14 protein-coding genes are annotated in these 12,019 nt (G+C 69.6%); 4 read left to right on the plus strand and 10 right to left on the minus strand.

Going from position 1 to position 12,019, the window contains the following annotated elements; all coding sequences use genetic code 11:
• Nucleotides 1-48 precede the first annotated feature (48 nt).
• Nucleotides 49-411, minus strand: a complete 363-nt coding sequence (locus tag AC068Z_RS07590; protein ID WP_478553278.1) for a hypothetical protein — start codon at nucleotides 409-411, stop codon at nucleotides 49-51.
• A 101-nt stretch (nucleotides 412-512) separates the two neighbouring features.
• Nucleotides 513-1,142 (minus strand): class I SAM-dependent methyltransferase, encoded by a 630-nt coding sequence (locus tag AC068Z_RS07595; RefSeq protein ID WP_478553280.1) that lies wholly within the window; start codon nucleotides 1,140-1,142, stop codon nucleotides 513-515.
• A 226-nt stretch (nucleotides 1,143-1,368) separates the two neighbouring features.
• On the opposite strand from AC068Z_RS07595, the gene AC068Z_RS07600 reads away from it, so the two are divergent.
• Nucleotides 1,369-1,653, plus strand: a complete 285-nt coding sequence (locus tag AC068Z_RS07600) for a hypothetical protein (RefSeq protein WP_478553282.1) — start codon at nucleotides 1,369-1,371, stop codon at nucleotides 1,651-1,653.
• A gap of 172 nt (nucleotides 1,654-1,825) precedes the next feature.
• Here AC068Z_RS07600 and AC068Z_RS07605 read toward each other — a convergent pair whose 3' ends face one another.
• Both AC068Z_RS07605 and AC068Z_RS07610 read right to left on the minus strand, forming a co-directional pair.
• Nucleotides 1,826-2,548 (minus strand): hypothetical protein, encoded by a 723-nt coding sequence (locus AC068Z_RS07605; RefSeq protein ID WP_478553284.1) that lies wholly within the window; start codon nucleotides 2,546-2,548, stop codon nucleotides 1,826-1,828.
• Between the two features lie 90 nt (nucleotides 2,549-2,638).
• A complete protein-coding gene (locus AC068Z_RS07610) occupies nucleotides 2,639-3,253 on the minus strand; it encodes a TetR/AcrR family transcriptional regulator (protein ID WP_478553286.1) in 615 nt (204 codons plus the stop codon).
• A gap of 98 nt (nucleotides 3,254-3,351) precedes the next feature.
• Between AC068Z_RS07610 and AC068Z_RS07615 the strand changes: the two genes are divergently transcribed.
• Nucleotides 3,352-4,320 (plus strand): alpha/beta fold hydrolase, encoded by a 969-nt coding sequence (locus AC068Z_RS07615; protein ID WP_478553288.1) that lies wholly within the window; start codon nucleotides 3,352-3,354, stop codon nucleotides 4,318-4,320.
• A 355-nt stretch (nucleotides 4,321-4,675) separates the two neighbouring features.
• Here the strand turns inward: AC068Z_RS07615 and AC068Z_RS07620 are convergent, their stop codons facing one another.
• Nucleotides 4,676-5,482, minus strand: a complete 807-nt coding sequence (locus AC068Z_RS07620) for a FadR/GntR family transcriptional regulator (protein WP_478553290.1) — start codon at nucleotides 5,480-5,482, stop codon at nucleotides 4,676-4,678.
• Nucleotides 5,483-6,026: 544 nt separating this feature from the next.
• Here AC068Z_RS07620 and AC068Z_RS07625 point away from each other — a divergent pair.
• Nucleotides 6,027-8,393: a SpoIIE family protein phosphatase gene (locus tag AC068Z_RS07625; protein WP_478553292.1), complete on the plus strand. Its 2,367-nt coding sequence runs from the start codon at nucleotides 6,027-6,029 to the stop codon at nucleotides 8,391-8,393.
• A 183-nt stretch (nucleotides 8,394-8,576) separates the two neighbouring features.
• Here AC068Z_RS07625 and AC068Z_RS07630 read toward each other — a convergent pair whose 3' ends face one another.
• The 5 genes from AC068Z_RS07630 to AC068Z_RS07650 form a co-directional block, all read right to left on the minus strand.
• A complete protein-coding gene (locus tag AC068Z_RS07630; RefSeq protein ID WP_478553294.1) occupies nucleotides 8,577-9,338 on the minus strand; it encodes a GNAT family N-acetyltransferase in 762 nt (253 codons plus the stop codon).
• 332 nt (nucleotides 9,339-9,670) lie between these two features.
• Complete coding sequence (locus tag AC068Z_RS07635; protein WP_478553296.1) at nucleotides 9,671-10,069, minus strand: ArsR/SmtB family transcription factor; 399 nt, start codon at nucleotides 10,067-10,069, stop codon at nucleotides 9,671-9,673.
• A gap of 209 nt (nucleotides 10,070-10,278) precedes the next feature.
• A complete protein-coding gene (locus AC068Z_RS07640) occupies nucleotides 10,279-10,653 on the minus strand; it encodes a hypothetical protein (RefSeq protein WP_478553298.1) in 375 nt (124 codons plus the stop codon).
• A 220-nt stretch (nucleotides 10,654-10,873) separates the two neighbouring features.
• A complete protein-coding gene (locus AC068Z_RS07645; RefSeq protein WP_478553299.1) occupies nucleotides 10,874-11,131 on the minus strand; it encodes a hypothetical protein in 258 nt (85 codons plus the stop codon).
• Nucleotides 11,132-11,227: 96 nt separating this feature from the next.
• The gene (locus AC068Z_RS07650; RefSeq protein WP_478553301.1) at nucleotides 11,228-11,476 is read right to left on the minus strand and encodes a hypothetical protein; all 249 of its coding nucleotides are present in this window, start codon (nucleotides 11,474-11,476) and stop codon (nucleotides 11,228-11,230) included.
• A gap of 175 nt (nucleotides 11,477-11,651) precedes the next feature.
• Here AC068Z_RS07650 and AC068Z_RS07655 point away from each other — a divergent pair, with 175 nt between their 5' ends.
• On the plus strand, nucleotides 11,652-11,915 hold the full coding sequence (locus AC068Z_RS07655) for a hypothetical protein (RefSeq protein ID WP_478553303.1): 264 nt from the start codon (nucleotides 11,652-11,654) through the stop codon (nucleotides 11,913-11,915).
• Nucleotides 11,916-12,019 lie beyond the last annotated feature (104 nt).

The following is a 12,019-nucleotide window of genomic DNA, read 5'->3' on the forward strand; positions in this document are numbered from 1 at the left end:
CCGTGGTCGCGATCCGTCTGTGGCTCAGCCCGAGGTGAAGCGCCCCGTTCAGAGGTCCTTGACGCCCGGGTAGTGGTGGCGCAGTTCGCTGAGAACGCGCTCGTCGACAGCCCTGACGTCCCATGAGGAGCTGTCGAATTCGGTCAGGACGAGCACCGGCTCGCCCCGCGCGAACCCGCGGGCTTGGGCGTCGATCAACTGGAGGAAGGGGGTCGTCAGCGACAACAGCGTCAACGTGTCCATGCCTGCGTCGGCGGAGCGTCTCTCCATCTCGACACAGCGGGGATCGACGATCTCGTCGAATTCGACTCGCCACGTCAGGTCGAGTCCGAAGCTGCCGAGTCGAACCAGCAGCTCAGCCAGGGTGACATAGTGCTTTCCGTGCCAGGCAGGGAACGTGATCCCCCGCATCCCCGCCCCTGCCTCGGCTGTATCGAGTGACATGCGCCCCCTTCGTTCAGCGAACACTGGGCCACGGCCCTCTACAGCTCACATGACCCATCGGACAGCCCCTAGCTGAGGCGGGCCAGCAAGTGGGCGTCGAGGAAGCCCCGCTCGGATGCCGGGTCGTGGAGCAGCCGGGCGAAGGTGACGAGCCCGGCTCCGGCCAGCAGCTCGGCGAACCGGTCCGCCGGCCAGCTGTAGGCGGGCGTCACCTTGTGGTCGAAGCGGACCGGGTCGGGCGCGTCGGTCGCGAAGAACGAGACCAGGATCAGGCCCCCTGGTGCCAGGACACGCGCCTGCTCGGCGAGCAGCGCGGGTAGCTCCCCAGGAGGGGTGTGGATCATCGAGTAGTGGGCGAGCACTCCGCCGAGCGCCCGGTCCTCGACTGGGAGGGCCTCCATCCGCGCCTCGTCGAACTGCAGCGTCGGATGGGCTCGCCGGGCGTGGTCGACCATGGCCGGGGAGAGGTCGAGCCCGAAGGCTTCCAGTCCCTCGTCGTGCAGCATGGCTGTCAGATGTCCGGGCCCGCAGCCGACGTCGGCCACCCTGGGGTTCCCCGTCTCACGCACCAGCTCGGCGAAGGTGCCGATCATGTTCCGCGCGAACGGCTGCCTCTCCAGTCGATTGGCGAACATCGACGCGTACAGCTCGACGACCCCGTCGTAGGCCGCCCTGGTCTCGTCCTGGTGTTCCACCACGGGAAAAAAGTTAACACCCCCACACGCAGCCGTACTTCGGCGGCCATGCCGATTCCCGCGCCGTCGTAGCGGACTCGCTCCCCCCAGCCCTGGCCACAGCAGTTCCCGGGTTGGATCACCAGTGCGCCTGTCCGAGTGCCTTCCGAACGTCCCGCGATCGAGAGACGCGCGGTGGGGGTATGTCCTTTCGCGCCAGATGGCCTTGGGAACCGTGAGGAGATCAGCTATGTACGCAGTAGTCCGGCGTTACGAAGGGGTGACTGATCCTGCCGAGGCGGGACGCCGGGTGGACGAGGGGTTCGTGCCTCTCCTCCGCCAAGTCTCCGGATTCGTGGCCTACTACTGGGTTGACGCCGGGGATGGAGTGATGGTCTCTACCAGCGTCTTCGAGGACCGAGCCGGGGCCGAGGAATCGAGCAAGAAGGCAGCGGCCTTCGTACGGGACAACCTCGCGTCACTGCTCCCCAACCCACCTCAGCTCACGGCCGGCCAGGTTGTTGCCGCTGGGTAGCGGCGCGGGCGAGGGCGTGCGGCACTGGGAGACGACGCAGGCGTCAAGCAGCTCGCCGCCGACGGCTTCCTCGTTCGCGAGCCTTTCGGGCAGATCTGCGGCGCCTGCTGCATCCGACCGTCTCCGAGCAGCGCGTCCCAGTGCAGGTCGTCTCACGTAGGCACCGGCGATGTCAGGGAGCAGGCTTGGGGTCGATCCACAAGGACTCGGAGACGGCGCAGAGTTCACCATCGGCCGTGGTCAGCGCCACGCCCATCATGTGCTTGCGGCCGGACTCCGACAGCAGCCAGGCGTACGAGATGTGCGGCTCACCCGCGACGACGGGGCGCAGCACCGTGCCGGTGAGGGCGGCGGTGACGGCGCCCGGGCGTTGGGTGCCGAGGAAATGGCCCGCCCAGTGGCCGGGGCAGTCCAGGGCGCCCCAGACAAGCGGGGTCGGGAGCAGGCCGTCCGGATCGGCGAAGGCGGGGGAGGGGGTCCAGGCGGAGGCCACCAGGTCGCGGTCCGGGACCGGGGCGCAGTACACCCGCAGTCCTCGGTCGGCGGTGCGCAGGCCGCAGCCGAAGCAGTCGACCACGCCTGACGGCGGCGCCGCTCGGAACTGCTCGGACGCGGCCGTCGCCTCGCCCCAGGAGGGTGCGGCCGGGGTGTCGAGCAGCAACTCGGCGGGATGCGCCGCGGCGAGGGGCCGCTCGACGTCGCCCAGCTCCACGCGCCCGTCCGTCGCTTCGGTGAGCCGCACGGGTGTCTCGACGGGCACCGGTCCGCGGAAGTTCACCCGTACCGTCTTCGCCCCTGACCGCTGGGCCAGCACACCGGCGATGTAGCCGCCGAAGGCAACCCCGGGATACCCGGAGTACAGCTCTGGCACCACGATCGCGTCACTCGTCGTCATGATCCCCACTTCACCACACCCGGACGGGCGACGCTGGCCAGTGGTGGCGAGGCGCGCGTGACGTGCCGGCGTGAGCGGCTCGGTGGCGTCTCATGGCCGCAGTCGGGTGGTCAGCCCCTGGAAGTAGCTGCGGTGCAGCGCCGTCAGATCAACCTGCGCGGGATCGAGCAGCCAGAGCAGATGTGCGCCTTCCAGGAACGCGGCCACCTCTGCGGCGAGGAGCGGCGGGTCGAGATCTGACCGGGCGGAACCGTCGGCCGCGGCCCGCGTGAACAGTGCCACGAGGTGGGTCCGCAGCGCCCGGCCACGGTCCCGGAACCAGGTGTGGAGCACGGAACCGGGCTGGAGGTTCTCCGCGGTGAGGGTGGTGTGCAGAGCGGCCAACTCCCGCTCGGTGGCGGCGGTGTGCTCGGCGTCCCGGATGAACCAGTCGAACGCCTCGGTGAGGCCGGGTTCGGCGTCCTGGGGGACGGACAGCCGTTCCAGGGCGCGCCGGTCGGCCTCCTCCAGGACGGCCCGGACGAGGCCGTCCTTGCTGCCGAAGTGGTGGATGAGAGCGGACGGGGTGGCGCCCGCACGCTCGGCGATCGCGGCCACGCCCGTACCGCGCACGCCTTGCTGCGCGAACAGTTCGATCGCCGCGTCCACCATCGCGCGACGGCGCTCGACGCCCCGCTTCTGCACCTGTCCCTTGACTCCGGCCATGGAGATCAGGGTGCCCGGGACCGGGGCACGGCGTCCAACTCGCGTACGTCGCGGAAATCGCATGCGGAGTCGGCCCCGGACCATTATCTTGAACGACCATGCAGGAAAATGAACTGGACCACACGAACCACCAGACCCTCGCGGGTCGAGAGCGGACCGTCCGCGTCGGCGAACTGGAGCTGTGGGCGGAGGAGTTCGGCTCCCCGGACCACCCGACGGTGCTGCTGGTGATGGGCGCGCAGGCGCAGGGCGTGCAGTGGAACGACGGATTCGTGACGCGCCTGGTCGACGGAGGCCGTCGGGTCATCCGGTACGACCACCGTGACGTCGGCCGCTCCTCCACCGTCGACTTCGCCACCCACCCCTACACCGTGGCCGACATGGCCGACGACGCGCTGGCCGTACTCGACGCGTTCGGGGTCGCACAAGCCCACGTGGTCGGCGCCTCCCTCGGCGGGCTCATCGCGCAACTTCTGGCCGTCAACCACCCGCACCGGCTGTTGACCCTGACCAGCCTGTCCTCCCAGCCCCTCGGCACGGACACCGCGGCGGCGGTGCAACGCGTCCTGGCGGGGGAAACGGCTATCCCCGGCGAACTGCCCCCGCCCGCATCGGAATTGCTGGCCGCGCTAGCCTCGTCGTTCCCCGAGCCGGGGGCGGGTGTGGAGGGCTACCTCGCCGCCCGGCTGCCGCTGTGGAAGGTGCTGCACGGTCCGGTACTGCCGTTCGACGAGGCCGAGTACCGCGCGATGGAGCGGCGGGTGTACGAGCGCGCCCGTGATCTCGGCGCCGGGCTCAACCACACCCTCGCCGGCGCCGCCGGTACGGGCGCCACGGCCGACCTGTCCCGCGTCACCGCACCGACCCTGGTCCTGCACGGCACCGAGGACCCCATGTTCCCGCCGGCGCACGCCGAGGCCACCGCCGTCGCTGTGCCCGGCGCCCGACTGGTCATGGCCGAGGGCATGGGCCACACCCTGCCCGCCGCATTGGACGCGCGCCTGGCCGACGAGATCCTGCGCCACACCGCCGCCGGGGCCAACAGCGAGGAGTCCGCACGGCGCTGATCACACCTGACCCGGCCGCGACGGCACTCCTGCTCTCGGCGCATGTTCTGCCGCATGCGGCGAGAGCGAGTGGCCGGCCCGGCCGGGCGCTTCCGCTGCTTGCCGGCCTGGCGCTCGCGAAACGCGGGGCCGGCCGGCCGACCGTGAACCTCCTGGTGTTCGGTTGCATCGGCAGTGTCCGCACAGCGCGATACACGACGCCGTTCGCTATGCGGCCGCGACGGCCCGCTCCTCGCTCGACCGGCCGGAGGAAGTCCTCCCCATCCCGTGATCGGGGGCGGCTCGGATGGCCCGCCCTGGTCGGCGCCCGCACCGGGGCGTAGGCCAGGGTTTCGGCCTGGCTGGGTCCTGCCGGTCAGGGGCGTTCGCCCAGCCTCTCCGAGGCTGGGGGTGTCACGGTGTGCTCGTGGATCAGCCGTAGCGCTCTCTCGCGGTCACGCCGGTCGAGGGCGTCAACGAGTGCTCGGTGGAGTTCGTGACGATCGGTGATGTGCTCGCCCAGCTGCTGCTCGGCGGTTGGCAGCACCGACAGGGTTTGGGACTCGATCAGGTCCAGCAGGTTGGTGTAGAGCGATCTGAGCAGCAGGTTCGGACTGATGGCGGCGATCGCTGTGTGCAGTCGCCAGTCGGCGTGGATGAAGGCGACCGGATCGACCGCCGCCACGGCCTCTTCCATAGAAGTGAGTTGGCGACGCAGCCCGGCGATGTCGGCCGGTGAGGCGTGCCAGAGGGCGTCTTCGATCAGCAGGGGATCGAGCGCGTCGCGGATGCGGACGGCGTCGGCCACGTCGTTCGCCTGGGCGTCCAGCGCCAGGACGGAGTTGCCGAGTCGGACCATAGGGGACTGTTCGGCGCTGAAGAGACCGCCGCCGGGGCCCGGCTTGACGGTGACCAGGCCGCGGGCCTGGAGCAGGCGCAGTGCTTCATTGAAGGTGCCCACGGACACTTCGCACAGGGTGCGCAGTTTCTCCTTGGTGCCCAGCCGGGATCCGGGTGGAACGCTCTCGACCAGCTCGGTGACGCGCTGCGCCGCCCGCTCGGCGCGGCCCGACGCCGTCGGCCGGGCCGAGCGGGCGGGTCGGGGACTGGGCCAACCGGAGCCATGCGTGGTGGCGGCGCCCACGCCACTGGCGCGCACGGGCTGGTCGGGGGGTGGGGTCACGGCAGCTCCGAAATCACCATGTTCATCAAATTCAATCAGCGCGGGGTCATTCCCGACTAGTTCACGCTAACGCAAGATCGGAATAATCATCATGCTGAATTTCCGTTGAGCGGACGAAAAAACCGCTGTCGTTTCGCTGCTCCCGGATGCTGACCGCGCAGTACGCGCGGGCCTACCCGCGCTCGCACAGCAACGTCGTCAAGCCGGGGCCCGACCGGCACCCACCTGAACAGGTTCCAGGGTTTCCAGACCGTCCAGCAGGGAGCAAAGCTCCTGGTGAATCGGGGCGGCGGGTCAGCCGATGCAGTATTCGGCACCGACCCAGACGCGCCGGATGTTGCGGTGGTGCCGGTGCGTGTAGCAGGAACTTTCCGTGATCCGGCTCCGAGCGAATTGGGTCGCCTGAACATTCGGCGCGATCTCGGTGGGACGCGGTCCGCTGCGTCCGTCCTTGCCTGGGAACCCGAAAAGGACATGGCTGGGCGCGGGATCCCCTGCGGGGACATGATGGGATCGTCCGGCCCGTGAGAGGCGGTGTGGCGCCATGAGCGAACGCGCTGAGCCCAGCGGTGGTCCGCTGGCAGAGGCGGCCGCCGCGCTGATCGACCGCCGGGGCGTCGTGATCGGCTGGTCCCAGGCCGCTGAGGAACTGCTGGAGCGTGGAGCCTCGCAGGTGGTGGGCCGGTCCGTAGTACGACTGATGGCCGATCCCCCTCCCACCGACGGCGGCACGTTGCCGGAGGGCGGCCAGGTCGATCTGCTCGACGGATCCGGACGAAGGGTCCCGGTCTGCTATCGGGCGGCCCGCTTGGACGGCACCGGGAAGACCCTGGTTCTGGCGCTGGCGGCCGAGCGCGCGTCGGAGAGTGACCGGGCCGAGGCCCTGACACGTGCCCTGCTCGCGCAGGACCACATCGGGCTCGTCTTCCGGGACACGGATCTCCAAGTGGTGCAGACCAATGTCGGGAACCGGATCTTCCCCGGGCCGCCGCTGCCCGCCGGCAGCAGACTCTCCGAGGTGATGAGCCCGCCCGACGCCGCTTCCACGGAGGCCGACCTGCGCCACGTGCTGAAGACCGGCGAGTCCTTCGCCGCACACGAGCACCGGGTCAGAGCGCTCCAACCGCCGCACGGGGACTGGGCGTTGTCGGTGTCCGCCGTACGCACGGAGGACACACACGGACGGCCCACGGGTGTCGCCGTCCTGCTCACCGACGCCACCGAGCACTGGCACGCGCGGCGCCGGGGCGAACTGCGGCATCGGGCGGCCGCGAGCATCGGGGGCACCCTGGACATCGGCCAAACGGCTCAGGAGATCGTCGACGCCCTCGTGCCGGACTTCGCCGACCTGGCCTGGGTCGATTTGGCCGACGCCGTGCTGCGGGGTGACGAACCGCCGAAGACGTTCGGCGGAGGGGACCTGCATCTGCGCCGGGCCGCGCTCCGCAGTGGTCAGGGCCCCTGGCCGCCCAATCTGGTCCAGATGGACGAGGCCATCCCGCCCCTCCCGGATCTGCCGTTGGTGCGCGCGCTTCAGGAAGGCTGCACGGTCGTGGTGGACCGGGACACCCTCGTGCGGGACGCGGGCGATTCGCCGCACATCCATCAGGCTGTCCCCGACGGCGGCCACTCACTGGCCGTGGCCCCGCTCTTCGCACGCGGACTGCTCCTCGGCGTGGTGGCGGTCTGGCGCACCGCTCAGCCCGAGCCGTTCGACGAGGGGGACGCGGCGGTGCTCGCCCAGGTGGCCGCGCACTCCGCTCTCGGGGTGGACAACGCCCGCCGCTACACCCGCGAGCACCGGGCCGCGGTGGCGCTTCAGCGGCGTCTGCTGCCGCAGGCGTCGACGTCCACTCCGGTGATGGAGACCGCGGGGCTGTACGAGCCGGCGGCGGGCGGGGCCGAGATCGGCGGGGACTGGTTCGACGCCATCGAACTCCCGTCGCTGCGGACCGCTCTCGTGGTCGGCGACGTGGTCGGACACGGTCTGCACGCCGCCGCCACCATGGGGCGGTTGCGTACGGCCGTCCAGACGCTGGCGGACCTGGAACTGTCGCCGGATGAACTGCTCACGCACCTCGACGGCCTGGTGGCGCGGCTGGCCGACGAGGCGGATCCGGCGCAGCGGGACCTGGTGGGTGCCACCTGCCTGGTGGCGGTGCACGACCCGGTCACCGCGCGCTGCACGATGGCCGCGGCCGGCCATCCGCAGCCGCTCCTGGCCGTCGAGGACGGCGGTGTGGAACAGGTCGCGGTGCCGCCCGGTCCGCCCCTGGGCGTGGGCGGCCTGCCGTTCGAGACGACCACGGTGGACATGCCCGCGGGCAGCGTCCTCGCCCTGTACACCGACGGACTGTTGCAGCGATACGGGGCGGACGTCGATCGGTTCGCCGGTGATCTGGCGGAGCGGCTGGGGCAGTTCCGCCGCTCCGGGAGCGATCTCCCGTCGCTGGCGCAGTCCCTCATGACGGCCTCCGACGGGCGTTCGTTCCGGGACGACGCGGCCCTCCTGCTCGCGTCCCCCTCGGCGCTGGCGGAGGACGCCGTCGCCTCCTGGGAATTTCCCGCGGAGCCCGCGGCGGTCGCCTCGGCGCGCGAGGCGGCGACGAGCAAGCTCGCCGACTGGGGGCTGGACGCCAACTCCTTCGTCACGGAGCTGGTGGTGAGCGAACTCGTCACCAACGCCGTCCGGTACGCGGGCGGGCCCGTAGGGCTGCGGCTGATCCGCGACGACGTTCTGTTCTGCGAGGTCACCGACCCGAGCAACACCCAGCCGCGTATGCGCCGTGCGCGCAGCACCGACGAGGGCGGCCGTGGGCTGTTCCTGGTGGCTCAGCTCAGCCGCAGGTGGGGGAGCAGGTACGGACCGAGCGGAAAAACCATATGGGTGGAGCAGGAGCTGTTGGTTTGAGTCACTGGCTGCCGTGGTGAGCCCAATAGAAGGCCCTTCAGCCCTGGAACTTCAAATTCACCCAAATTGACCATGATGATTATTTTGAAACTGCCACTGCTTCGGCGTGCGTAAGGGATCGCGACCGCCTCATCTTGCGACAGGCACAGCCGGGCATGGGCATGGGCATTCGGCCGCATCATGCTACGGCCGTGGAGGCAGCGAGAGGTACAGGCGAGTGCCCTGCGGCCGGTAGCCGACACGCTGGTACACGCGGCGCGAGCCGTCGCCGGAGCACTCCAGCCACACCGATCCGGCGCCCTGGGCGAACATCGCCTCGGTCAGCGCGGCGGTTACGGCGGTGGCGATGCCCTGGCCCCGGTGGGCGGGCCTGGTGCCGACGCCGGCCAGTTCGGCGGTGCCCTCGGCGAGCGGTGAGCAGGTGGCTCCGCCGGCGCAGTCGCCCTGCGGTCCGCGGACGAAGCGCACCGCTCCGCCCTCCTGCTGGATGCGCCGCAGCCGTGCCGCTCCGTCGGCGGAGGCGGCGAGGATGTCGCCGAACGCCTCGGCCAGTGCGGCGTCCAGCGCGGCGTACTCCTCGCCGGTGGCCGGGACCTCCACTCGGGGGGCGTCGCCCGGCTCGGGGACCGTCAGCCGGTCGCGGGTGCACACGAGGTACTCGTGCGTTGCCTCGGTCTGGAATCCCAAGGCGCGTAGGGCCGGCTCCACGGCGGGAGCGGCCTGGGGTGCGAACTCCAGGCGGGGCAGCAGCCCGCGCTCGCAAAACGCGTCGATCAGCGCCCGGACGTCCCGCTCGGTCGGATCCGCTCCGGGCAGCGGGGTGGCGTAGTTGAGGTAGGGGCTGTCGGTGTCCGGGTGGAAGCCCGCGACGAAACCGCCGGTGTCGACGACGACGGGTCGGCGGCGGAGGTTGGCGACGGCAAAACGCTGGACCTGCATGTCCATGGTGGTGGTGACCTCACGAAGTCAGGACGAGCCCACGACGAACTCGATGAGTTCAGGGCAGGAAGAAGCGGCGGTGCGTCAGGCACCGCATCATGGGGCCGCGATACGAAATCGTGCGTGGCAGGCTGTCGGCCGCCGCCGCTAAGGGGCGGGCCGTTCAGTGCCCACGGCGGCCGCTGCGGGACGCCGAGATCATTGGCTCTCGTTCCTCACCGTGAGAGTGCCTGCAGGGTCACAGACTGGGGTCACTTTGGCAGGCGCTGCGCAGCGGGGGCAAGGTGTTTTCCTGGAGCGGTGTTTTCCTGGAGCGGTGTTTTCACGGAGCGGTGTTTTCACGGAGCGGGCAGGACGTCAGGGGGCATCGGCGCGCCTTCCGCCAGCGGGCGTTGCCCGGACGCCGAGGTGTCGGCCTGCTGCAGCTGTGTCAGCAGCTGGTTCTGCCCGGCGAGGAGTTCGGTGAGGATGCGGCGGGCGGCGCGCAGGAGTTCGGCGACGTCGCCGCCGGCGAGCGCGTAGCTGACCGTGGAGCCTTCCCGGATCGACACAACGATGCCGGAGCGCCGTAGAACGGCGAGCTGCTGCGAGAGGCTGGAGGGCTCGATGTCGATGTCGGCGAGCAGGTCCCGTACCGGGACGGGCCCGTGCTGGAGCAGTTCCAGCACGCGGATGCGCACGGGGTGCCCGAGCATGCGGAAGAAGTCCGCCTTGGCCTGGTAGAGGGGGACGTGCATGGGTGCTCGCTCCCTGCCGGATGGGTCTGAGGGAAGGGGCCGCTGGCCGGCGGCGCCCACGAGGGGCGCTGACGCAACCGGTCCGGTCTGGTGGATGCCGATCCTTCTAGCCGGGGGTGGCGTGTGACCATGAAATGGGATCTTGTTGATGTGGCGACTTGAAGAAGTCTTCACATCATGGGCGCACGCCACCCCGGAGCAAGAGGGATCTAGACCTCCAACTGCTCCTCTACTTGCCTGAGTTGATGACGGGCCATCGCCAGGTTCGAGCGGGCCTTGTCGAGGACGACGTACAGGAACAGCCCGTTGCCGTTGCGGCCGGCCACCAGACGGATGAGGTGGTACTGGCTCTCGAGCGTGATCAGGATGTCCTCGATACGGCTCTTGATGCCCAGCTCTTGCATGGTGCGGACCTTGGCGCGGATGACGTCCGTGTTTCCGGCCGCCGCGACCGTCACGTCCAGATCCTTGCCCCCGCCCAACGTGCCCAGCGCCATTCCGCTGGTGTAATCGACCACCGCGGCCGCCATCGAGCCCTCGATGCCGGCCATCATCTCCTTCAGCGATACTTCAACGCTCGCCACGGAGCCTCCCCTTGTGAAGTCGGACGCGACGCGCCGGTACCACCCGGCACGCCGATTGGCCGGACCGTATGCGCGCTGCCACGGCACAGGGAGAAGCTCTTCGCGATTGACGGATGATGACTGAGTGGCGCTCGAAGAAGACCGTCTCTGCGTCACAACTGGCCGTGCCGCGACAAGAAGAGGTCCGGCGGGGCGGTGGGCAGGGGCCCGCCCCCGAAGATCAGAAGTGCACCTCGACGCACGGCCGGCCGCGCGACTGCAGGCCGCTGCTGGTGTGTTCCCCTCCCTCGGCGCAGAGCACGGACCCGTTGGGCAGGTCCCGGTTGACCGAAATGGTGAACCGCTGGTGGTAGCCCCAGAACTGGGTGGCGCTGTTCTGGTCGATCCCGCCGCCCCAGACGTGGAAGTGTCCGGTGAAGTCGCCGTTCCAGCTGGTCGAGACGCTGATCTTCTCCACCCGCAGGCTGCTGCCGGTCACGGAGATGCATGTCCGGTGGTTACAGCCGTTGACGGCCGGGACTCCGTTGCCCCGCCCGTGGAAGGCGTGGTCGTACACGTAATAGTGAGCGCAGACTCAGGAAGGCTCGACAAAGACCATCACCACGATAATCACCGGGAGGCTGACGATCATTACGCCGGCGCCGACTCCCACAGAAGCGTAGAACGCCTGGTCACCAGCTGTGTCCGCGAACCACCCGGCGGCGAGGCCGAGCACGAGAGAAATCAGTACCGCGATGAAGCCCAACAACTTGCGCCGTCGCTTTTCCTCGTTAGTACGGTGATTGTTCTGCTCTTGCTGCTGGTTGAGGGTGTTTGTGGACACGTTGACTCCGGCGGCTCGTGCGGATTGACGAGCGGAACTGGTACCACCACATCGGAGCTTTCGTAGCCGGATCGGGGAATCTTCTTGGCAAAGATTCTGACCGACCTACCGCAGTGTCCATCTCCTGCAGAATATCAACCGTTGCGGCGGCGGATGGAACATTCATGTCACGCCAGTGCCTCTCGGCGGAGCGGATGAGGTCGCCGCCGAGGCGTTGGAGGAAGCGGCCTGCGAGGGCAAGTCGGGCTCCGGCAGCGCTATGGGTTCCGAAGACTTCGGCGCCGCGCAGCGCGGTGACGGCGTGTTGCTGATTGGCGGCGACAATGGCCTCGACAGTCCGCAGGCCCGCGGTCTCGTCGAGGGGATACTGGAAGCGGCGGCCGGGTTCGTCGCGGCGCGCCGGATGAGTCCCTGCCCGACCGGCAGGTGGACTGCCTGAGAGATGGTCGCGGCGCTGACGTTCAGTTGCTGAGCCATCTCCAGGGCGGTGCAACTGCCGGTTTCGGAGGCGAACAGGCAGGCCATCACGCGGGCGGCGGTGCG

The sequence above is a fragment of the Streptomyces sp. NPDC043726 genome, assembly GCF_056436565.1.

Bases quoted from the DNA above. Each gene is read 5' to 3' on its own strand.
- AC068Z_RS07590 (WP_478553278.1), bottom strand. From the start codon at position 411: ATGCGGGGGATCACGTTCCCTGCCTGGCACGGAAAGCACTATGTCACC.
- AC068Z_RS07600 (WP_478553282.1), top strand. From the start codon at position 1,369: ATGTACGCAGTAGTCCGGCGTTACGAAGGGGTGACTGATCCTGCCGAG.
- AC068Z_RS07605 (WP_478553284.1), bottom strand. From the start codon at position 2,548: ATGACGACGAGTGACGCGATCGTGGTGCCAGAGCTGTACTCCGGGTAT.
- AC068Z_RS07610 (WP_478553286.1), bottom strand. From the start codon at position 3,253: ATGGCCGGAGTCAAGGGACAGGTGCAGAAGCGGGGCGTCGAGCGCCGT.
- AC068Z_RS07615 (WP_478553288.1), top strand. From the start codon at position 3,352: ATGCAGGAAAATGAACTGGACCACACGAACCACCAGACCCTCGCGGGT.
- AC068Z_RS07625 (WP_478553292.1), top strand. From the start codon at position 6,027: ATGAGCGAACGCGCTGAGCCCAGCGGTGGTCCGCTGGCAGAGGCGGCC.
- AC068Z_RS07630 (WP_478553294.1), bottom strand. From the start codon at position 9,338: ATGGACATGCAGGTCCAGCGTTTTGCCGTCGCCAACCTCCGCCGCCGA.
- AC068Z_RS07635 (WP_478553296.1), bottom strand. From the start codon at position 10,069: ATGCACGTCCCCCTCTACCAGGCCAAGGCGGACTTCTTCCGCATGCTC.